This is a genomic window from Pseudomonas sp. R4-34-07 (assembly GCF_003852375.1).
GTDB lineage: Bacteria > Pseudomonadota > Gammaproteobacteria > Pseudomonadales > Pseudomonadaceae > Aquipseudomonas.
Genome location: NZ_CP027760.1, coordinates 1,477,697 through 1,498,848, shown reverse-complemented (window position 1 = coordinate 1,498,848; position 21,152 = coordinate 1,477,697). Strand labels below are relative to the sequence as shown.

Annotated in this window: 21 protein-coding genes; 8 read left to right on the top strand and 13 right to left on the bottom strand. The window is 60.5% G+C overall.

Annotated elements, in window-relative coordinates:
• Positions 1 to 82: 82 nt before the first annotated feature.
• Together C4J85_RS06745 and C4J85_RS06740 are read right to left on the bottom strand one after the other, a co-directional pair.
• On the bottom strand, positions 83 to 1,276 hold the full coding sequence (locus tag C4J85_RS06745; RefSeq protein ID WP_124409278.1) for a CaiB/BaiF CoA-transferase family protein: 1,194 nt from the start codon (positions 1,274 to 1,276) through the stop codon (positions 83 to 85).
• A gap of 92 nt (positions 1,277 to 1,368) precedes the next feature.
• Positions 1,369 to 2,043 (bottom strand): NAD-dependent epimerase/dehydratase family protein, encoded by a 675-nt coding sequence (locus C4J85_RS06740; protein WP_124409277.1) that lies wholly within the window; start codon positions 2,041 to 2,043, stop codon positions 1,369 to 1,371.
• Between the two features lie 352 nt (positions 2,044 to 2,395).
• On the opposite strand from C4J85_RS06740, the gene C4J85_RS06735 reads away from it, so the two are divergent.
• Together C4J85_RS06735 and C4J85_RS06730 are read left to right on the top strand one after the other, a co-directional pair.
• The gene (locus tag C4J85_RS06735; protein WP_124409276.1) at positions 2,396 to 3,202 is read left to right on the top strand and encodes an aminotransferase class I/II-fold pyridoxal phosphate-dependent enzyme; all 807 of its coding nucleotides are present in this window, start codon (positions 2,396 to 2,398) and stop codon (positions 3,200 to 3,202) included.
• Between the two features lie 104 nt (positions 3,203 to 3,306).
• On the top strand, positions 3,307 to 4,494 hold the full coding sequence (locus tag C4J85_RS06730; protein ID WP_124406514.1) for an MFS transporter: 1,188 nt from the start codon (positions 3,307 to 3,309) through the stop codon (positions 4,492 to 4,494).
• Here C4J85_RS06730 and yiaY read toward each other — a convergent pair.
• Entirely contained in the window at positions 4,461 to 5,609 is a 1,149-nt protein-coding gene (yiaY, locus tag C4J85_RS06725; RefSeq protein WP_124409275.1) for an L-threonine dehydrogenase, read from the bottom strand. The two genes, C4J85_RS06730 and yiaY, sit on opposite strands and share 34 nt — an antisense overlap.
• Before the next feature lie 123 nt (positions 5,610 to 5,732).
• On the opposite strand from yiaY, the gene C4J85_RS06720 reads away from it, so the two are divergent.
• Positions 5,733 to 6,749, top strand: coding sequence for a DUF4917 family protein (locus C4J85_RS06720; protein ID WP_124366188.1), 1,017 nt, complete (start codon positions 5,733 to 5,735; stop codon positions 6,747 to 6,749).
• A 124-nt stretch (positions 6,750 to 6,873) separates the two neighbouring features.
• On the opposite strand, the gene C4J85_RS06715 is transcribed toward C4J85_RS06720, so the two are convergent.
• The 4 genes from C4J85_RS06715 to C4J85_RS06700 all read right to left on the bottom strand — a co-directional run bounded on the left by C4J85_RS06715 (position 6,874) and on the right by C4J85_RS06700 (position 10,366).
• A complete protein-coding gene (locus C4J85_RS06715) occupies positions 6,874 to 8,091 on the bottom strand; it encodes an SAM-dependent methyltransferase (RefSeq protein WP_124409274.1) in 1,218 nt (405 codons plus the stop codon).
• A gap of 237 nt (positions 8,092 to 8,328) precedes the next feature.
• The gene (locus C4J85_RS06710) at positions 8,329 to 8,946 is read right to left on the bottom strand and encodes a TPM domain-containing protein (RefSeq protein ID WP_124403356.1); all 618 of its coding nucleotides are present in this window, start codon (positions 8,944 to 8,946) and stop codon (positions 8,329 to 8,331) included.
• 31 nt (positions 8,947 to 8,977) lie between these two features.
• Positions 8,978 to 9,736, bottom strand: a complete 759-nt coding sequence (locus tag C4J85_RS06705) for a YgcG family protein (RefSeq protein WP_124409273.1) — start codon at positions 9,734 to 9,736, stop codon at positions 8,978 to 8,980.
• A gap of 18 nt (positions 9,737 to 9,754) precedes the next feature.
• Positions 9,755 to 10,366, bottom strand: coding sequence for a LemA family protein (locus C4J85_RS06700; RefSeq protein ID WP_124361693.1), 612 nt, complete (start codon positions 10,364 to 10,366; stop codon positions 9,755 to 9,757).
• Positions 10,367 to 10,603: 237 nt separating this feature from the next.
• Here C4J85_RS06700 and bglX point away from each other — a divergent pair, with 237 nt between their 5' ends.
• Positions 10,604 to 12,895 carry a beta-glucosidase BglX gene (bglX, locus tag C4J85_RS06695; protein WP_124409272.1) on the top strand — a complete coding sequence of 764 codons (2,292 nt, stop codon included), beginning with the start codon at positions 10,604 to 10,606 and terminating at the stop codon, positions 12,893 to 12,895.
• 127 nt (positions 12,896 to 13,022) lie between these two features.
• Here bglX and C4J85_RS06690 read toward each other — a convergent pair whose 3' ends face one another.
• The 4 genes from C4J85_RS06690 to C4J85_RS06675 all read right to left on the bottom strand — a co-directional run bounded on the left by C4J85_RS06690 (position 13,023) and on the right by C4J85_RS06675 (position 16,258).
• A complete protein-coding gene (locus C4J85_RS06690) occupies positions 13,023 to 14,180 on the bottom strand; it encodes a phosphatidylserine/phosphatidylglycerophosphate/cardiolipin synthase family protein (RefSeq protein WP_124409271.1) in 1,158 nt (385 codons plus the stop codon).
• A 1-nt stretch (position 14,181) separates the two neighbouring features.
• Positions 14,182 to 14,763 carry a YceI family protein gene (locus tag C4J85_RS06685; RefSeq protein WP_124409270.1) on the bottom strand — a complete coding sequence of 194 codons (582 nt, stop codon included), beginning with the start codon at positions 14,761 to 14,763 and terminating at the stop codon, positions 14,182 to 14,184.
• Positions 14,764 to 14,873: 110 nt separating this feature from the next.
• Positions 14,874 to 15,188 (bottom strand): amidase, encoded by a 315-nt coding sequence (locus C4J85_RS06680; RefSeq protein ID WP_124409269.1) that lies wholly within the window; start codon positions 15,186 to 15,188, stop codon positions 14,874 to 14,876.
• Positions 15,185 to 16,258, bottom strand: coding sequence for a serine hydrolase (locus tag C4J85_RS06675; RefSeq protein ID WP_124409268.1), 1,074 nt, complete (start codon positions 16,256 to 16,258; stop codon positions 15,185 to 15,187). The genes C4J85_RS06680 and C4J85_RS06675 overlap by 4 nt, the downstream gene beginning before the upstream one ends.
• Positions 16,259 to 16,443: 185 nt before the next feature.
• Here C4J85_RS06675 and olsB point away from each other — a divergent pair, with 185 nt between their 5' ends.
• Together olsB and C4J85_RS06665 are read left to right on the top strand one after the other, a co-directional pair.
• Positions 16,444 to 17,199: an L-ornithine N(alpha)-acyltransferase gene (gene olsB, locus C4J85_RS06670; RefSeq protein WP_124366177.1), complete on the top strand. Its 756-nt coding sequence runs from the start codon at positions 16,444 to 16,446 to the stop codon at positions 17,197 to 17,199.
• Entirely contained in the window at positions 17,199 to 17,990 is a 792-nt protein-coding gene (locus C4J85_RS06665) for a 1-acyl-sn-glycerol-3-phosphate acyltransferase (protein WP_124409267.1), read from the top strand. The genes olsB and C4J85_RS06665 overlap by 1 nt, the downstream gene beginning before the upstream one ends.
• 44 nt (positions 17,991 to 18,034) lie before the next feature.
• Here the strand turns inward: C4J85_RS06665 and C4J85_RS06660 are convergent, their stop codons facing one another.
• Positions 18,035 to 18,619: an ACP phosphodiesterase gene (locus C4J85_RS06660; protein ID WP_124406503.1), complete on the bottom strand. Its 585-nt coding sequence runs from the start codon at positions 18,617 to 18,619 to the stop codon at positions 18,035 to 18,037.
• A 154-nt stretch (positions 18,620 to 18,773) separates the two neighbouring features.
• Between C4J85_RS06660 and C4J85_RS06655 the strand changes: the two genes are divergently transcribed.
• Together C4J85_RS06655 and C4J85_RS06650 are read left to right on the top strand one after the other, a co-directional pair.
• Positions 18,774 to 19,115 (top strand): helix-turn-helix transcriptional regulator, encoded by a 342-nt coding sequence (locus tag C4J85_RS06655; protein ID WP_124361685.1) that lies wholly within the window; start codon positions 18,774 to 18,776, stop codon positions 19,113 to 19,115.
• A 26-nt stretch (positions 19,116 to 19,141) separates the two neighbouring features.
• A complete protein-coding gene (locus tag C4J85_RS06650) occupies positions 19,142 to 20,197 on the top strand; it encodes an alkene reductase (RefSeq protein WP_124409266.1) in 1,056 nt (351 codons plus the stop codon).
• A 302-nt stretch (positions 20,198 to 20,499) separates the two neighbouring features.
• On the opposite strand, the gene C4J85_RS06645 is transcribed toward C4J85_RS06650, so the two are convergent.
• Positions 20,500 to 21,132 (bottom strand): TetR family transcriptional regulator, encoded by a 633-nt coding sequence (locus C4J85_RS06645; RefSeq protein WP_124366172.1) that lies wholly within the window; start codon positions 21,130 to 21,132, stop codon positions 20,500 to 20,502.
• Positions 21,133 to 21,152: the final 20 nt, after the last annotated feature.

Genomic DNA, 21,152 nt, shown 5'->3' with positions numbered 1-21,152 from the left:
CACAGCGAACCGCCATGCTGATGCGCGAAAACCCGGCGCGGGCAGACCTCCTACACAATCAGCGAGTCGGAATAATCGGTGATCATTGCACCACTCCCGAAGCCTTCAGACGTTGAATGTCAGCGTCTGTCAGGCCCAGGCCGCCGAGGATGTCATCGGTGTGCTGGCCCAGCGCAGGGCCTTGCCAGTTCACCGCGCCGGGCGTTTCCGACAGTTTGGGCACGATGCCGGGCATTTTTACCGACACACCACCGGGCAAATCGGCATCGAGCAACATGCCCCGCGCCTGGTAGTGCGGGTCGCTGACAATGTCCGCCACGGAGTAGATGCGCCCGGCCGGCACTTCAGCGGCCTCCAGAGCGCTGAGCACCTGCTCGATGGGCAGGCTGCTGGTCCAGTGGGTGATTGCCGCGTCAAGCAAACCACTCTGTGCCGCACGGCCATCGTTATGGGCGAACTCAGGCGCAGCGGCCAGGTCGGCGCGGCCGATGGCGGTCATCAGGCGCTTGTAGATCGGGTCGCTGTTACCGGCGATCACCACGTAGGCGCCGTCGGCGGTCAGGTAAGTATTGGACGGCGCGATACCGGGCAAGGCACCGCCGCTGCGCTCACGCACATGGCCGAGCATGTCGTATTCGGGCACCAGGCTTTCCATCAGGTTGAACACGCTTTCCGCCAGGGACACGTCGACGATCTGCCCGTCACCCTGGCCGGTCTTGACCCGCAGCAGCGACATCAGCGCGCCGATCACACCGTGCAACGACGCAAGCGAATCCCCCAGGCTCACGCCGACCCGCGCCGGTGGCGAATCCGGGTTGCCGGTGGTGTAGCGAATGCCGCCCATGGCCTCGCCGATCGCACCGAAACCCGGGCGGTCGCGATAGGGCCCGGTCTGGCCATAGCCGGAGATACGCACCAGGGTCAGCTTGGGGTTGAGGGCGTGCAACACGTCCCAGCCCAGGCCGAGTTTTTCCAGGCCACCGGGGCGCAGGTTTTCGATCAGCACGTCGGCGTCGCCGAGCAGTTGCTTGATCAGGCTCAAGCCTTCTACCGACTTGAGGTCCAGGGCCAGGGACTGCTTGTTGCGCGACTGCAGGTACCACCACAGCGACGTGCCTTCGTGCAGCTTTCGCCATTTGCGAAGCGGATCGCCCTGCCCCATGGCTTCGATCTTGATCACCTCGGCTCCAAAATCGGCCATCATCCGCGCCGCGAAGGGCGCGGCAATCAGGGTGCCGATCTCGATAACCTTGATACCGCTCAGGGGGGCCGTCATGGGATGTACCTCTTATTCTTGGAGTGTGCACCGAGGCTAAAGCACTCGGGCAGGAAAAATCCAACCGCAGCACACCAGACTTTTGTGCAGCATCAGCGACGCTCGGCGGCCAAGCGATTGATCTCGGCCTGCTCCACCACAGGCTGCGGCGCGCCACGGCTCACGGCCTGCAACATCGCACGGCCGACGGTCTCGGTGCTGACGACCCAGCTCGGCTTTATCCGACGTACAAACGAGAGCAACGGCCCGAGCACGCTATAGAACGCTTGGTACAACGGCGTCTTCGAACGCACACCGTGCAACGGCTGGACAATCCCCGGCCGGAACACATAGACCGCCTTGAACGGCAAGCGCAGCAAGGCGTTCTCGGTCTTGCCCTTGACCCGCGCCCACATCGACTTGCCCGTCTCGGAACTGTCAGTGCCGGCGCCGGAGACATAGATAAACGTCATCTGCGGGTTGAGCCGCGCCAGGGTGCTGGCGGCGACTAAAGTCAGGTCATAAGTGAGGTGGGTGTAGTTGATTTCATTCATGCCCGCCGAGGAAACACCCAGGCAAAAGAAACACGCATCAAAGCCTTGCAGCAGATTTTCCAGGGGTTGGAAATCCAGCATATCGCTATGCAATACCTGATGCAGTTTGCCGTGCTCCTGGGTCAACGACGTGCGGCCGACGGCAACGACTTCCTGCACGTCGGGCGCCAGCAGGCACTCGCGCAGTACGCCCTGCCCGATCATGCCGGTGGCGCCGAATAATAGAATTCTCATCAACTACTCCATTCATGCAGCTGGTTTTGACACCCCGAGAGACAGATCTTTGAAGCCGATCGTCACATTCAGGCCGCCGCCCCCACACCTTACTCAATCCAGTACAGAACGGCTTCAACAAATCGCATTCCCGCCTCGATGTCGGCCCCAGCACGTCACCACTAAATACGTCTTTGACCTATCCGCCGAACGGCTCAAACAATCATCGAACTGATGCATATTTACCTTCAAAAATGTAGGAACCGACTTACGCCAAACCTTCCGTTTAGGATAGCGGGTATGGGAAACGTCTGACTTAACCTATAAAAATTTTCCCGCTACTGTTTTCGTCCATCGCCAAGGACGAGTAGAAATGGTAAGCACAGAGCCATCAAATAATTTTTCAAACTACAAAAAAGTAATAGAACTTTCCGAAAACGATTGGCGTTCGGCCAAGACGGGTAAAATCTGCGAGATTAACGCCACAGTTATAGACCGCAACTACCTTGCAGATCAGTATGGGCGCAAGTTTCATCACTTCTGTACCACCTCGTACCTTGGTCTTGATTACAACGAGAAAATATTGGAAGGCGGACTATTTCTTTATTTGGATGATTCTCATGCGCTATCCGCATTTGGCGATAAGGGGCGCGGTTTTATCCGACCACGCCTGCCAGAACTAGACGATCAAACTTTAATCGTAGCGTCACTTGGAAAATCATTCGGCGCATCCGGCGGACTGATTATGTTCGGCAGTAGCGAACAAAAAAGTTTAATGTATCGATATGGCGGTCCCAGCAATTGGTCCCAAAGCTTAAATTCTGCAGCTATTGGCGCAGGTTTGGCGTCAATAAAAATACACCACTCTAATGAGCTACTCATGCTTCAAGACAAGCTCCGCACCAACATCCGACTATTTGATAGCCTCATTTACACCGACCAACAAAGCTCACTCTCCGCTATTCGCTTGGTAACCTGTGGCAAAGCTGAAAAAGCAAACGCACTCGCCATACAACTTGCAGACAGTGGCTTTTTCACCTCCGCCGTATTTTTCCCCGTAGTGCCTAGCGGAAAGGCGGCAATTAGAATAACGCTTCGAGCGGATATGACACACGAAACAATACGTTCATTCTGCTCAAAACTATTAGCCCTTATAGAAGAAAACAAAATCACAAACTAGCTAACACGCTCTCAATACACTCATGTGTTCAAGCACGCTAAAACGTCTTGAACACACTAACTTTAGATGAAGTTCTCATATCCTTGAGCAACGGACGGCCCTCATTGAAAAATAGCACCACCCTCACGCTAGCCTGCTGCTCCGCCTTCCTCGCTCAAGTCGGCATCAGCAGCTACCTGCCCGCAGTCCCAGCCATCGCCCACGCCCTCCCTGGCGCCGAAGACCACGTAGCACTGGCCCTGGCGATTTACCTGGTCGGCATGGCATTGCCGATGTTGCTATGGGGCAGCCTGGGCGAACGCTTTGGCAGAAAGCCGGTGCTGCTGGCAGCGCTCGTGGTCTATGCATCAGCCAGCGCGGCGATTCCATCGGCATTCAACGTTGAAGCCTTTCTATCGCTACGGTTGATTCAAGGCTTGGGCGCGGGTGGTGTTTCGGTGATGGCGCGGGTGTTGGTGCGTGACAGTTTCAGCGGTGCGTTATTGGCCAAAGGCTTATCGTGGCTGGGCATGACGTTTGTGATCGCCATAGGTGTGGGCCAGTTCGCGGGTTCGTTGTTGCTGGTGACGTTCGGTTGGGAGGCGATTTTTTATGGGTTAGCGATTGGCGCTGTCGTGTTGATGGTGGTGCTGCAGCGGGTGGAATTCCCAATGCGGGCGAAAGTCGATTTGTCGGTTTGCGCCTGGCGCACTTATGTCCTGATCGTGCGGTATCCACCCTTTCTACATGCGGCACTGGCTGGCGGATTGGGCTACGGGATAATCATTGCATTCAACACCTGTGCACCGTTGATATTGCAGGGGCGTTTTGAATGGAGCGCGGCGCAGTACGGCTGGCTGGGCTGGCCGATCAGCGCGGCGTATCTGGTGGGCGCGTTGATGGTCAATCGCTTCGTCGCTCGCGCGGGACGGTTGATGATGATGGGGTGGGGCGTGACGTTGGTGTTGGCGGGAACGACAGTGATGTTGCTGGGCAGTGTGTTTGCCAGCGAGCTCGCCGTACTGCTGTGGCTACCGTATTGCCTGGCCATAGTGGGGCAGTCGATGAGTTACCCGATCAGTTTGTCACTGGCCAGCGATGAATCACCGATAAGTGGCTCCTATGCCATGGCGCTGAGCGGTTTCATGCATCAGTGGATGGCCGCATTGATTGGCGGTGTGGCGAGCCTGCTGGTGAGTCAGCAGGCATGGCCATTGTCGCTCTTGTGTGTGGCATTGGCGGGCGGTGCAGGGGTGTGCGTCGCCCGCTGCCGTGCAGATCAAAACGCGCTGCGAAAAATCTCCTCGATCTGACGCTGATCCGCCCGTCGTGGGTTGGTCAGACCGCATGCATCCTTTAGCGCATTACTCGCCAGCAGCGGAATATCCTGCAATTTGGCGCCAAGTTCGCGCAGGCCGGCGGGAATTTCCACGTCCTGGGACAGGGCGCGAATCGCGACGATAGCGGCCTGCGCGCCCTCTTCCGGGGTAACGCCCTTGATATCAGCCCCCAACGCGCGCGCCACGTCACTCAAACGCTTGGCGCTGACACTGGCATTGAAACTCTGCACGTGGGGCAGCAGCACCGCATTGCACACGCCATGGGGCAGGTCGTAGAGGCCGCCGAGCTGATGCGCCATGGCGTGCACGAATCCCAGCGACGCGTTGTTGAACGCCATGCCCGCGAGGAACTGCGCATACGCCATGTTTTCCCGTGCGGCTATGTCGCTGCCATCGCGCACGGCCAGGCGCAGGTTGGCGCTGATCAGTTCGATCGCCTTGATTGCGCAGGCGTCGGTGATCGGTGTGGCGGCGGTGGACACGTAGGCTTCGATGGCATGCGTCAAGGCATCCATGCCGGTGGCAGCGGTGAGGCCCTTGGGCATTGCGACCATCAATGCCGGGTCGTTGACCGACAGCAGCGGCGTGACATTGCGGTCGACGATGGCCATTTTCACGTGGCGGGTTTCGTCGGTGATGATGCAGAAACGGGTCATCTCACTGGCCGTGCCGGCGGTGGTGTTGATCGCCACCAGCGGCAATTGCGGCTTGCTCGATTGATCGACACCCTCATAGTCGCCGATACGCCCGCCGTTGGTGGCGCACAGGGCGATCCCCTTGGCGCAGTCATGGGGCGAGCCGCCGCCCAGGGACACCACAAAATCGCAGGCGCTCTGTTGCAGCAGCGCCAGGCCTTTTTCGACGTTTTCTACCGTGGGGTTGGGCCTGGCGCCATCGTAGACCACCGAATCGATGTCCTGCAGCGCAAGCTTTTCGGCGACCATGCTGGCCATGCCGGCTTTGCACAGGCCCTGGTCAGTGACGATCAACGCCTTGCGAAAGCCGTAGTTGCGTATAGCAATCATGGCTTCGTCGAGGCAGCCGATGCCCATGATGTTGACGGCGGGAATAAAGAACGTGCTGCTCATGGTCGATCCTCAGGGGCTTTATGCCCACAGAATCCACCGGTACCACTTGCCGCATCTTGACCAGGATCAACGCCGGCTCGTGATAAAGTCACCGTCCAGCCGATTTCGAGTAGACCCGCCGCAATGAAGGATTTCCAGGATATTGACGCCCACCTTGAAGACTGGAGCGCACTGCGCGGCGCCATCGACTTCAACGGGATTCTGATCGGCAACGGCGCAAGCCGCACGATTTGGGAAGACTTTGCCTACGACTCACTGTTTGAAAACGCCCGCACAGTGGAAGAAAAGCCACTGGGCCAATCCGAACTCAGCGTATTCGACGCGCTGCAAACCCGCAGCTTCGAGCAGGCCCTGGGCGCACTGAAAACCACCAGTCGCGTCAACAAGGCCCTGGCAGTCAGCTCGGCGGCGCCACGCAATCGCTACTACGCGATCAAGGAAGCGCTGATCAATACGATCCACGCCGTGCACATCCCCTGGCGTCTGGTGCAGCCCTCGACCCTGACGGCCCTGAACACCGAAATGGCCCGCTACGCCACAGTCTTCACCAGCAACTACGACCTGCTCAACTACTGGGCGATCCTGCACACGCCGGGTATCGACGACCTGTTCCGCAGCGCCGACTCAAGCTTCGACCTGCGCGATACCCGCACCGACGCCACGCGTATCCTGTACCTGCACGGCGGCCTGCACCTGGTGCGCAACCTCGACGGCACCGCACGCAAACTGCCGTCCACCGACAGCACATTGCTCAGCAGTTTTGCGATCAACAACACGATCAAGACCCTGGACGACGTGCCGCTGTTCGTCAGTGAAGGCCCGGTGCACGAGAAGCTCAAGACCATCCGCAGCTCGGATTATCTGTCGTTCTGTTATGAACAGTTGCTCACCCACGAAGGCGCGCTGTGCATCTTCGGCCATGGCCTGGGGCCGCAGGATAAACACTTGGTGGATGCGATCCGCCAGGCCAACATCACCACCCTGGCGATTTCGGTATCGGGGCGCAGCGACGGGTTTATTCGTCAGCAGAAGCAGCGGTATTCGCAGTTATTCCAAGGCACCGGCATGGAACTGAAATTCTTTGCCGCGCGTACTCATCCACTGGGTAATCCGGCGCTGTCGGTGCCAGTCGAACACTGATCCAGTGAACGAAGAAGACCAAATGTGGGAGGGGCTTGCTCCCGATAACGGTGGATCAGCCAATGAATGTGTCGGCTGACACACCGCCATCGGGAGCAAGCCCCCTCCCACATAGGCCCCGCGCTTAGTTCAAGAAACTATCGGCGCGCAGCAGGGTTTCCAGGCAGTGTTCGGTGATGTGGTAGAACGCCTTCAATGCCTGAATCTTCTCCAGCAACGGCGCAGTGTCCACCGGCTCGGCGCGTTTGACCGCCAGGATCATCTTGTTCTTGTTGGTGTGCTCCAGCGAGATGAACTCAAACACCTTGGTCTCATAACCACAGGCTTCGAGATACAAGGCGCGCAAGCTGTCGGTGACCATTTCTGCCTGTTGGCCCAGGTGCAGGCCGTATTGCAGCATTGGCTTGAGCAGCACCGGGCTCTGGATCTGCAGGCGAATCTGTTTGTGGCAGCACGGCGAGCACATGATGATCGACGCGCCGGAACGGATGCCGGTGTGAATCGCGTAGTCGGTGGCGATATCGCAGGCATGCAGGGCGATCATCACGTCCAGCTCGCTCGGCGCGACGCTGCGCACGTCGCCGCACTTGAATACCAGCCCTGGGTGTTCCAGGCGTGCGGCGGCGGCGTTGCACAGGGTTACCAGGTCTTGACGCAGCTCGACACCGGTCACTTCGCCTTCGGCCTTGAGGGTGTTGCGCAGGTAGTCGTGGATCGCAAACGTGAGGTAGCCCTTGCCCGAGCCGAAATCGGCGACGCGCACGGGTTGGTCCAGCTGCAACGGCGAGGATGTCAGCGCATGGCTGAACACTTCGATGAACTTGTTGATCTGCTTCCACTTGCGCGACATCGACGGGATCAGCGCTTGGCTGGCGTCGGTCACGCCCAGGTCGGCGAGGAACGGCCGGCTCAGGTCGAGGAAGCGATTTTTCTCGCGGTTATGCTCGGCAGATGGCGCCTCACGCAATTGTTGCGGCTTGCTTTTGAACAGCGAGCTTTTGTTCTTCTTGCTGTATTCCAGCTGAGCTTCGTCCGTCAGCGACAACAAGTGTGCGTTCTTGAACGAGGCTGGCAGCAGCTCGGCAATCGCCGCCACGGCGTCGGCCAGCGGGAAGTTCTTGGTAATGTCGCGGGTCTTGTAGCGGTAGACGAAGGACAGGCAGGGCTGCTCCTTGACCGTCACGGGCTTAATGATCAGCCGCTGCAGTTCGGCTTCCGTGCCCACGTATTTGGCCAACACCAGCTTGATGAAGGCGTTCTGCGCCAGGCTTGCGCTCAGCAGTTCGATGAACTGGGCGTGATGATCCGGCGCAGGGCTGGCAGGTTGAGCGGTGACGGACATGAACAAAAACGCCTCGGGCAAAGAATGCGGGGCATTTTAGGGGGGATAACTGGCCAGGGCACGGAGTTATTTGACCAATGGTACGTTCCAACAGCCAAAGTAGATCCAAATGTGGGAGGGGGCTTGCTCCCGATGGCGGTGTGTCAGTCAACTTATTCATTGCCTGACATACCGCCATCGGGGGCAAGTCGAATCGTCGCACCGCCCCTCCCACATTTTAGAACGGTGTTGGCTGGGCTATTCGAGTACGACCAGACGGTTCGGCAGTTCATTACGCGTCTGCGTCACCGGCACATGCACCTTGAGCAATTCCCCACACGCCTCGATGCAGGCAATGAACCCCGCCAACGTCTGCCCCTGCTTCACCTGCTGGGTAAACGCCTTGACGATGCCATCCCAGTTGCTGTCATCCAGCCGTTTGGAGATGCCCTCATCCACCAGAATTTCCACATAACGCTCGGCCTCGCTGACAAAAATCAGCACACCGGTGCTGCCCAGCGTGTGGTGCAGGTTCTGCTCGAGGAACTGGCGGCGTGCCAGGTTCGAGGCGCGCCAGTGGCGGACCGAGCGAGGGATCAAGCGGGTGGTGACCTTGGGCAGGCGAAACAGCAGGCACAACACAATGAAGGTCGCCCACTGCGCCAACAACAAGGTGTACATGGTCAGGTAGCCCGACAGGTAATGCACCACCCCGGGTACCACCAATGCGATCAGGCTGGCCCACAGCAACGGAATGTAGGCGTAGTCATCGGCGCGTGCAGCCAGCACCGTGACCAGCTCGGCGTCGGTCTGTTGCTCGACCCGGGCGATCGCTTCGGCCACTTGGCGCTGCTCGTGTTCAGTCAGTAATGCCATGGTTGTAGATGCTCTTTTCTCGTTATTGTCATTACCAGCCGCCCGACGCCCCGCCACCGCCGAAACCACCACCGCCGCCGCGAAAACCACCGCCGCCGCCTCCCCCACTACCACCGCCGCCACCGCCACCGCCGCCACCTCCACGCCCGATGAGGCTGAGGATAACCAGCAGGATAGTGCCCACCGGCAGGCCCATGCGATGACACAGCCACAACACGCCGATCAGCAGGATGAAGAAACCGATGGAGAGCGCGGGATTATCTTTCGGCGCGGACCACGGATCCGCCACACGGGCCGGCACGGCCAGCGGTTCACCGCCCACCACCTGGATCATCGCCGCGACACCGTCGCTGATGCCCTGGCTGAAATTGCCGGCCTTGAACTTGGGCGCGATCACCTGGTTGATGATCACCCAGGACTGCGCATCCGTCAGCACGCCTTCCAGGCCGTAGCCGACTTCGATGCGCAACTTGCGCTCGTCACGGGCGACGATCAACAGTGCGCCGTTATCCTTGCCCTTCTGGCCGATCCCCCACTGGCGGCCCAATTGATAACCGTAATCTTCAATCGGCACGCCCTGCAGGTCGGGCACGGTGACCACCACGATCTGGTCACCGGAGGTCTGTTCCAGCGCCTGCAATTGCTGCGTCAGTTGCTGGCGCACCGCCGGGTCGATCATCTGGGCGTTGTCCACCACCCGCCCGGTCAACGCCGGGAAGGTCAGGGCCGCCTGGGCCACGCCCACGCAGGCCAGCAGCCACAGCGCCAGGCCTATCCGTAATAAACGCATCGACACCTCAAGGCAGCGTTATTTGAACTTCACCTGCGGCGCCTTATCGGCATCGGCGCTGGTGGCTTCAAATGTGGCGCGGATCGGCAGGTCGCTGTACATCACGCTGTGCCACAGGCGGCCTGGGAAGGTGCGGATTTCGGTGTTGTAGGCCTGCACGGTCTGGATGAAATCGCGACGGGCCACGGCGATACGGTTTTCAGTGCCTTCAAGCTGCGATTGCAGGGCCAGGAAGTTCTGGTTGGCCTTCAGGTCCGGATAGCGTTCGGACACCACCATCAAACGGCTGAGTGCGCCGCTGAGGCCGTCCTGGGCTTGCTGGAACTGCTTGAGTTTTTCCGGGTTGTCGAGGGTGCTGGCATCCACCTGGATCGAGGTGGCCTTGGCCCGCGCCTCAATCACGGCGGTCAGGGTGTCCTGCTCATGGGCGGCATAGGCCTTCACCGTTTCCACCAGGTTGGGGATCAGGTCGGCACGGCGTTGGTACTGGTTCTGCACCTGGCCCCAGGCCGCCTTGGCCTGTTCGTCGAGGGTCGGAATGTTGTTGATGCCGCAACCGCTCAATACGCTGCTGATCAATAACAGCGCCGCGGCTTTCAAGCCCCAGCGGTAACCTTGTGCTGCTTGCATGGTGTATCTCCTGCCAATCTGGATGGAATGTGATGACTAACCCTATAAACCACGCGCTTGGGGCATAATCCGCCACCACTGGAATGCTTCGAGCCAATCAGCTACAAAGATGCCCAGCGCGAAAAAGAGTTCAGAGTGTGCTGCATTTATCTGAACAACACCCGAACAACAATAGACGCTCCCCACATTTTGGCCGATCAGCCTGACCGCTGTGCAGTGAGCCGAAAAAGGATATTCATGAAGAAGCTGTGTTTGCTCGGCCTTGTTGCCACTCTGGCCAGCCACCCCGCATGGGCAGAAACAAAGCCTGCTGCGCTTGACGACAAGGACGCCTTCGTCAGCGACCTGCTCAAGCAGATGACCCTCGATGAAAAGATCGGCCAATTGCGCCTGATCAGCATCGGCCCCGAGATGCCCCGCGAGCTGATCCGCAAGGAAATCGCCGCCGGCCGCATCGGTGGCACGTTCAACTCCATCACTCGCCCGGAAAACCGTCCCATGCAGGACGCGGCCATGCGCAGCCGGTTGAAGATCCCGATGTTCTTCGCCTACGACGTGATCCACGGCCACCGCACGATTTTCCCGATCAGCCTGGCCCTGGCCTCCAGCTGGGACATGGACGCCATCGGTCGCTCCGGGCGCATCGCCGCCCAGGAAGCCGCCGCCGACAGCCTCGACATCACCTTCGCGCCGATGGTCGACATCTCCCGTGACCCGCGCTGGGGCCGCACCTCCGAAGGCTTCGGCGAAGACACGTACCTGGTGTCGCGCATTGCCGAAGTCATGGTCAAGGCGTTCCAGGGCGCCAGCGCCGCGAACGCCGACAGCATCATGGCCAGCGTCAAGCACTTCGCCCTGTACGGCGCGGTAGAGGGCGGGCGCGATTACAACGTGGTCGACATGAGCCCGGTCAAGATGTACCAGGACTACCTGCCGCCCTACCACGCGGCGATCAAGGCCGGTTCCGGCGGCGTGATGGTGGCGCTCAACTCGATCAACGGCGTGCCCGCCACCGCCAACACCTGGCTGATGAACGACCTGCTGCGCAGGGACTGGGGCTTCAAGGGCCTGGCCGTGAGCGACCACGGTGCGATCTTCGAACTGATCAAGCACGGCGTGGCCAAGGACGGGCGTGAAGCCGCCAAGCTGGCGATCAAGGCCGGCATCGACATGAGCATGAACGACACGCTGTACGGCAAGGAACTGCCGGGGCTGCTCAAGTCCGGCGAGATCGAACAGAGCGACATCGACAACGCCGTGCGCGAAGTGCTCGGCGCCAAATACGACATGGGCCTGTTCAAGGACCCGTACCTGCGCATCGGCAAGGCCGAGGATGACCCGGCCGACACCTATGCCGACAGCCGCCTGCACCGTGCCGACGCGCGTGACATCGCGCGCCGCAGCCTGGTGTTGCTGAAAAACCAGAACCAGACGCTGCCGCTGAAAAAATCCGCGACCATCGCGCTGGTCGGCCCGCTGGCCAAGGCGCCGATCGACATGATGGGCAGCTGGGCCGCCGCCGGCAAACCGGAGCAGTCGGTGACGCTGCTGGACGGCATGAACGCCGTGATCGGCGATAAAGGCAAAATCATTTACGCCCGCGGCGCCAACATCACCAACGACAAGGCCGTGGTCGACTACCTCAACTTCCTCAACTTCGACGCCCCGGAAGTGGTGGATGACAAGCGTGCGCCGCAAGTGTTGATCGATGAGGCGGTCAAGGCGGCCCAGAATGCGGACGTCGTCGTGGCCGCTGTGGGCGAGTCCCGTGGCATGTCCCACGAGTCTTCCAGCCGTACCGACCTGAACATCCCGCAAAGCCAACGGGACCTGATCAAGGCCCTCAAGGCCACCGGCAAACCGCTGGTACTGGTGCTGATGAATGGCCGGCCGCTGTCGATTCTGGAGGAAAACCAACAGGCCGACGCCATCCTGGAAACCTGGTTCGCCGGCACCGAAGGCGGCAACGCCATTGCCGACGTGCTGTTCGGCGACTACAACCCGTCGGGCAAACTGCCGATCACCTTCCCGCGTTCGGTGGGGCAGATTCCCACCTACTACAACCACCTGAGCATCGGCCGGCCGTTCACGCCGGGCAAACCGGGCAACTACACCTCGCAGTACTTCGATGACACCACCGGCCCGCTGTTTCCGTTTGGCTATGGCCTGAGCTACACCACGTTCAGCCTGTCGGACATGGCGCTGTCGTCCACCACCCTGAACAAGACCGGCAAGCTCGACGCCAGTGTCACTCTGAAAAACACCGGCAAGGTCGATGGCGAAACCGTGGTGCAGCTGTACATCCAGGACGTAGCCGGCTCGATGATCCGCCCGGTGAAAGAGCTGAAGAACTTCCAGAAGGTCATGCTCAAGGCGGGAGAGGAGCGCACGCTGCACTTCACCATTACCGAGGAAGACTTGAAGTTCTATAACGCCCAGCTGAAATTCGCCGCAGAACCGGGTGAGTTCAATGTGCAGATCGGGCTGGACTCGCAGGATGTGCAGCAGCAGAGCTTTGAACTGCTTTAAAGCCTGAACTCGGTCAAAAATGTGGGAGGGAGCTTGCTCCCGATAGCGGTAGATCAGTAACAAATATGCTGACTGATCCACCGTTATCGGGAGCAAGCCCCCTCCCACATTGACCTCATTGATCTTGTTAGCCGCGTCGATCCAACAGGTTCACCACCAACCGATCAATCCATCCCCACACCCGCTGCTTCACCCGCCGCCACAACGGCCGGGCCTTCCACGCTTCCAGGCTGACCGCCAGGCTCTGGGCAAAATCACGCTCGAAACTGCCCGCCACCGCCGCCGTCAATGCCGGGTCCAACGCCTCCAGGTTGGCCTCCAGGTTGAAGCGCAGATTCCAGTGGTCGAAGTTGCACGAGCCAATACTGACCCAGTCGTCCACCAGCACCATCTTCAAATGCAGGAAGCACGGCTGGTACTCGAAGATCTGCACCCCCGAACGCAGCAAACGCGGGTAATAACGGTGCCCGGCGTAGCGCACCGACGGGTGATCGGTGCGCGGGCCGGTGAGCAGCAAGCGCACATCCACCCCGCGCCCGGCCGCGCGGCGCAAGGCACGGCGCACGCTCCAGGTGGGCAGGAAGTACGGCGTGGCCAGCCAGATCCGCTGCTGGCTGCTGTTCAAGGCGCGGATCAGCGACTGCAGGATATCGCGATGCTGACGGGCGTCGGCATAGGCAACCCGCCCCAGGCCCGGCCCGGTCGCGGGCACCTTGGGCAAACGCGGCAAACCAAAGTGGGTGGCGGGCTTCCACTCGCGGCGGGCGGCGTTGGCGTGCCATTGACGATCGAACAGCGCCTGCCAATCCAGCACCAACGGACCGCTGATCTGCACCATCACTTCATGCCAGTCGGCGGTGTCCTGGCCCGGCGTCCAGAACTCATCCGTCACACCGGTGCCGCCAACCACCGCGATACCCTGGTCGACCAACAACACCTTGCGGTGGTCACGGTACAGGTTGCGCATCCAGCGCCGCCAGCTCAGGCGGTTGTAGAACCGCAACTCCACACCCGCGTCGGTCAGGCGCTTGCGCAGCCCGAGGGTAAACGCCAGGCTGCCGTAATCATCGAACAGGCAACGCACCTGCACACCGCGTTCAGCTGCGAGCACCAGCGCCTGCACCATCGCTTCGGCGCAGGCGCCGGCTTCCACCAGGTACAACTCCAGATCGACCTGCTGCTCAGCCCGCGCAATCCCGGCCAACATCTGCGGGAAGAAACTCGGCCCGTCGATCAGCAACTCGAAACGGTTGGCGCTGCGCCACGGGAATACCGCGCCGCCCACGTCAGCGCGCCGTAAAGATCAGCACCGCACCCACCGGCACCGACAAACTGATCGATTTAAGACCTGCGACCTTGCGCAGCGCGGCTACGCCTGGCGCGAGGTCAAAATCCTCGGCATGCAGCACCACCGGCTCCAGGGTCACCACCTGGAAGCGCCGGTCATCCAGGCGCGTGGCCAATAGCTCGGCCGTGTAGGTCTGGGTCTTGCCATGCAAGGTGATGCTCAGCGGCAGGCGCAACTCCAGTTGCGCGCCAGAGGCCAGGTCATTGATCGGTTGCAGGTTGATCTGAGTGCTGACCAACGCTTCGGGAAACTGCTTGATCTCGAACAACTCTTTGCGCATGCGCTCGTCACGCAGCGGGACGCCACTGTTGATCGACTCCAGCTCCACCTGCACCTGGGCCGCGCCCTGGCTGTCGACCTTGCCATGCAGCACGAGGAAGCGCTGCACTTCGGCGATTTCAGTGTTTTTGGTGGTGACGAAGGACAGGCGTGAAGACTCGTTATCCAGGTACCAGTCGGCATGGGCAGGCACAGCGGCACAGGTCAGCAGTGCAAAGACCAAAGGTTTGAGATTGAACATAAAGGCTCATGGGGCAAAAAATCTGGATGAACCTTAAGCGCAATCTCACGAACGGCGCAAATCCAATGTGGGAGGGGGCTTGCCCCCTCCCACAGGGGTGATGTGTATATTCAGGGGTACAGGCGACAGCCCTGACGATCGCCCAGCCACCGTGCCGTGTGCGTACGCCCCAGCCCACTCGCCGTCACTTCACTGCGTTCCGGCTTGTCGATCAGCGCGCTGGTCGGCACGTACTGCTTCACGTAACCCCGGCAATACTGCGCCGGGTTGTTTTCCACGTACCTGCACGAGCAATACTCCTTGGCCGTGTACGCCGCGATGATGTCGGGAAAGGCTTGCAGGTTGATGCGCTCATGCCACACCCAGCCCAACAACACGAGCAACAGCAGCAGCAAAACACTGATAAACGGATGACGACGGATCATGACCGCACCGCCGCCAGCACGCGTTTGAGCAGTTCGTTATGTCGGTAGCTGCCGTCGCGGTCATCGCCGTAGCGCACGATGACCAAGTGTTCATCGGGCAGCACGAACAGCGCCTGGCCCCAGTGCCCCAGTGCGGCGAAGGTGTCGGCCGGTGCGTCGGGCCAGGGTGCGGGCGTGCCCTGGTTGAGCCACCATTGCCCGCCTGGCACGGCTTCATCCTGGCCCGCTTTGTAATTGGCGAAGGGTTGACGATTGAACGCGACCCACTCCCTGGGCAGCAATTGTCGTTCGCCCCAACGCCCGTCCCGCGCCATCAACAGCCCGACCCGCGCCAGATCGCGGGCGGTGAGGTAGGCATAGGATGAGGCGACAAACGTCTCGTCGGCATCGGTTTCCCAGGTTGCAGTGCGAATGCCCAATGGCTTGAACAGCGCCTCCCACGGGTAGCTCATATAAGCCTTGTGCCCGAGCATGCCTTTGAGCGCTGCCGACAGAATATTGCTGTCGCCGCTGGAGTAACGGAAAGCCTGGCCGGGTGCATCGGCGGCCTCGGTCTCGGCCGCGAATTGCGCCATATCGGCGCGGCCACGGGTGTAGAGCATCGCCACTACCGAGGATTTGAGCGGCGCGTATTCATAGTCTTCCTGCCAGTCCAGGCCCGAGGCCCAGTGCAGCAGGTCGGCCATCGTCACCTTGGGGTGCTGTTTCATTGGTGGGTAAAAGCGCGCGGCGGGGTCGTTCAGTTTGAAGCGGTTTTCGCCGTAGGCCACCCCCAGTACGGTCGCCATCAGGCTTTTGCTGACCGACCAGGTCAGGTGCGGCGTGCTGGCGCTAGTGGGCGCTGCGTAGCGTTCATAGATGATCTGGCCGTCGCGGATCACCAACAGCGCGTCGGTACGAATACCTTGGCGAGTGTTGTCGTCACGGGGCGGGAATGCGTAGGCATTCAGCGCGTCGACAGCAGGACCTTCGATCAACCTGCCCGTCACCCAGTCATGGCCAGGCCAGGTTTCAGCACGTGCACTCACGGTGATGAATAACAAGACAACGCACAGCAGGCCTCTGACCATGGACGCAAACTCAAGGGGCATTCAAGCCCGCGAGCCTAATCCAGGCCGATGACAGATTGACGACAAGGGGCCTGTCATCCAACCGTCACCGTAACTTCATGGAGATGACACCGAGCCTACATAGCCTGAGTTTGGACAACAAAGTCGACTGGCCGCACAACCTGGCCGGCACTCGGAGACTCGCTATGACTCAGCTCGCCCGCATCAGCGACACCGGCAATGAACGCCGCCTGCAAGCCGAACGCCTGGTTGGCGCCGCGGCCTTGCAGGAAGCCCAGGCCCTGCGGTTCAACGTGTTCAGCGGCGAGTTCAACGCCAAGCTGAAAGGCGCGGAACTGGGTCTGGACATGGATGACTATGATGTTCACTGCAGCCACATCGGCGTGCGTGACTTAAACAGCGGTCGGCTGGTGGCCACCACCCGTTTGCTCGATCACCAGGCCGCCAGCACCTTGGGCCGGTTCTACAGCGAAGAGGAATTCAGCCTGCACGGGCTGCTGCACTTGCAGGGCCCGATCCTGGAAATCGGCCGTACCTGCGTCGACCCGGCCTACCGCAATGGCGGCACCATCGCGGTGCTCTGGGGCGAGCTGGCCGAGGTGCTCAACGAGGGCGGCTACAGCTACCTGATGGGGTGCGCGAGCATCCCGATGCACGACGGCGGCATCCAGGCCCACGCAATCATGCAGCGTCTGCGCGAGCGCTACCTGTGCAATGAACACCTGCGCGCCGAGCCGAAAAAGCCCCTGCCGGCGATGGACCTGCCGTCCAACGTCATCGCCGAAATGCCACCGCTGCTCAAGGCTTATATGCGCCTGGGGGCGAAGATTTGCGGCGAGCCGTGCTGGGATGAAGATTTCCAGGTGGCCGACGTGTTCATCCTGCTCAAGCGCGATGAGCTGTGCCCGCGCTATGCGCGCCACTTCAAGGCAGCCATGTGATGGGCCGCCTGCGCGTGTACGGGCGCATCGCCCGGGTGCTGCTGGTGGTGGCGCTGGGCTTGACCATGGCCAGTGTGTTTGGCCTGTTCGAGCGTTTGGGCGTGGCCAATTCGATGGTGCGGCGCCAGCGTTGGTCGCGGTTCTTCATGGCGCGGTTGACCCACGCCCTGCCCTTTCGCGTGACGGTGCACGGCCAGTTGCCGCAAACGCCGATGCTGTGGGTCAGCAATCATGTGTCCTGGACGGATATTCCGCTGCTGGGCATGGTGACGCCGCTGTCGTTCCTGTCCAAAGCCGAAGTGCGCACCTGGCCGGTAGCCGGCTGGTTGGCGGCGAAAGCCGGCAGTTTGTTCATTCGCCGTGGCTCGGGTGACAGCCAGTTGATTCGCAAACAGATGACCCGTCACCTGGAGCAACAGCACCCGCTGTTGATGTTCCCCGAAGGCACCACCACCGACGGTCGCAGCCTGCGCACGTTTCACGGGAGATTGTTGGCCAGTGCGATCGATGCGGACGTGTCGCTGCAGCCGGTGGCGATTCGTTATCTGCGCAATGGCGAGGTGGACCCACTGGCACCGTTCATTGGCGATGATGATCTGCTGTCGCACCTGATGCGGCTGTTTGCCCATGACCAGGGCGATGTGGAGATTCACCTGCTCAAGCCGATTGCCTGCGCCGGACAGGAACGCGCGGCGCTGGCGTATCAGGCGCAGCAGGCGGTGCAAAGGGCGTTGTTTGGGCCGTTGCCGGAAGCCGAATTGGAAGACACTCGGCCCGCCTATGCGGCCTAAGCGGGCACGGTCAAATGTGGGAGGGGGCTTGCTCCCTCCCACATTCAGTTTTGTGTAGCCAGTTGGATTTGTGCGAATGCCTGTAGCTCTGGGTAGAACTCACTGAAGTCTTTGCTCAGCGGTTCATACAACACACGCAACTCCTGCATCGCATACCCCAACTCCTCAGGCAGGGTCAACCGCCGCGAGATCCCGCGCAACACCTGCTCCATCACCGCGAACTCACGATACGAGCCCAACCAGTCATCCGCCGCCATATATGGCGCAATCTGCGCCAGCCGTCCCGGCAACTGCGGTTCGGCCGCCAGCACGCGGTACACCTGCGCGGTGAAGTGCTCCAGCGGTTGGTCGGCATACCGCGCCCAGTCCCGCGCCAGGCAATGATCGAAAAACACATCAAGCACGATCCCGGCATAGCGCCTGCGGGTCAGGCTGAAACGCGACAACGCCTCCCCTACCAACGGGTGGCTGTCGGTAAAGCGGTCGATGGAACGGTGCAATTGGATCGCCGCTTCGATCGAGGGACTGAACTGGCCCTGCAAGCGGCCTTTGACGAAATCGCCATACAGGCTGCCCAGCAGTTGCGCAGGCAGTTGGCCGCCCAGGTGCAAGTGTGCGAGATAATTCATGGCGCGCAGTCTACCACCGCCGCCAACGTATCGTTATAACCCGATATACCCAATTCGACTGACCTCAGAGCAAAATCATATTGGTATATCGGGATATAACGATTTAAGGTTCGCCTCATCGCGATATAACGTTTTACGACACCGAGCCTCTGCCATGCCCTTCGACCTCGACGACATAATAAAAGCCCTGGCGCACCCAGTACGACGAGACATCCTCACCTGGCTGAAAGACCCGAAAGTGCAATTTCCCGAGCAACTGCACAATCACGAATACGGCATCTGCGCCGGGCAGATCGACCAGCGCTGCGGCTTGTCCCAGTCGACCGTGTCGGCCCACCTGGCCACGTTGCAACGGGCCGGCCTGATCACCAGCCAGAAGGCCGGGCAGTGGCATTTTTTCAAACGCAATGAGGACGTGATCCAAGCCTTCCTCACTGCGCTCTTCACCGAACTCAGCGCCCCCGGCGATGCCGAGCTGGCCCCCACGACCCACTGATCAACTTGAGACAAAGGTGCTTTCCCATGCCGACTATTTTCGATCCCATCAAACTGGGCGACCTGGAACTGAAAAACCGCATCATCATGGCGCCGCTGACCCGCTGCCGTGCCGACGCCGGCCGCGTGCCCAATGCGCTGATGGCCGAGTACTACGTGCAGCGTGCATCCGCCGGGCTGATCCTCAGCGAAGCCACCTCCGTAACGCCCATGGGCGTGGGCTACCCGGACACGCCGGGCATCTGGTCCAACGACCAGGTTCGCGGCTGGTCCAATGTGACCAAGGCGATCCACGGCGCGGGCGGCAAGATCTTCCTGCAACTGTGGCACGTCGGGCGCATCTCCCATGAGTCGTACCTGAACGGCGAAACCCCGGTGGCGCCGAGCGCGATCCAACCCAAAGGCCACGTCAGCCTGGTGCGCCCACTGGCCGACTACCCGACCCCACGCGCCCTGGAAACCGCTGAAATCGCCGACATCGTCGACGCTTACCGCACCGGCGCCGAAAACGCCAAGGCCGCCGGTTTCGACGGCGTTGAAATCCACGGTGCCAACGGCTACCTGCTCGACCAGTTCCTGCAAAGCAGCACCAACCAGCGCACCGACCAGTACGGCGGTTCCCTGGAAAACCGTGCGCGCCTGCTGCTGGAAGTGACCGATGCCGCCATAGAAGTCTGGGGCGCCGGCCGCGTGGGCGTGCACCTGGCACCGCGTGCTGACGCTCATGATATGGGTGACGCCAACCTGACGGAAACCTTCACCTACGTGGCCAGTGAACTGGGCAAGCGTGGCATCGTCTTTATCTGCGCCCGTGAAAAAGAAGGCGCAGACAGCCTCGGCCCCCAACTGAAAAAAGCCTTCGGCGGCGTGTACATCGCCAACGAACGCTTCACCAAAGACAGCGCCAACGCCTGGCTGGCCGCCGGCAAGGCCGATGCGGTGGCCTTCGGCATACCGTTCATTGCCAACCCGGACCTGCCGGCACGCTTGAAGGCCGATGCGCCACTGAACGAGCCGCACCCGGAAACCTTCTACGGTAAAGGCCCGGTGGGTTATATCGACTATCCAACGCTGCCGATCTAATAGATAGTCGGACACAAAATGTGGGAGGGGGCTTGCCCCCGATAGCAGTGGTTCAGTCAACCCATCATTGACTGACACACCGCCATCGGGAGCAAGCCCCTTCCCACATTTTGCCTGTGTGTAGCCCCTTGGAAACATCGCTTCACAGAACCGCAACAAAATCGCTACAAAATACTTAGGCCGCTACCTATCAACCGCCCGCCAGCGCGTATATAAAGTCATCCCTTCAATCAGGCAGAAGGACGATTGACCATCCTTAGGCTTTACTGTTGACACAACTGGACGTAATTACGCATTTTGTCTCAATTGCGCAGGCTGGGGCTCAGGCGCAGCATGTCCAGCCCGGCATCCACCCAGCGTTCGGCGTCCTGATGCAATTGAAAGCTGTCGGGCACCAACAGCCACTGGCCGATCAGGCCTTGGATGAAGGCATGAATGCACACCGCTGCACGGGTGGTATCGAGATTTTCCGGTAATTGCCCACGATGCACCGCATTACGCAACGTCAGGCCGATGCGCAGGTTGCACTCCAGGGTATGGGCCTGGCGCTGGCGGCGCATGTCACACATTTCATCGGTGAATTCGCACTTATGGAACAAGATCTCGTTGATGCGCCGGGTTTTCGGGTCCAGAGCCACTTGATGATAAAGATGAATCAGCAGCTTGCGCATGCACCCCAACGGGTCGACTTCATCCTCGCTTTCACTCGCCCGGGCCAATTCGTCCAAGGGTTCGTGCAGCGTGTCGAGCAGCGCCTGCAGCAAGTCGGATTTGTTGCTGAAATGCCAGTAGATGGCACCGCGCGTCACGCCCGCCAGAGCGGCGATGTCCGCCAGCGTGGTCCGCGCAACGCCCCGTTCATAAAAGGCTTGCTCGGCGGCTTGGAGGATCTGGCTGCGCGTTTCCTGAGCTTCCTCTTTGGTGCGACGAACCATGGCAGTAAAACCTCAATCAG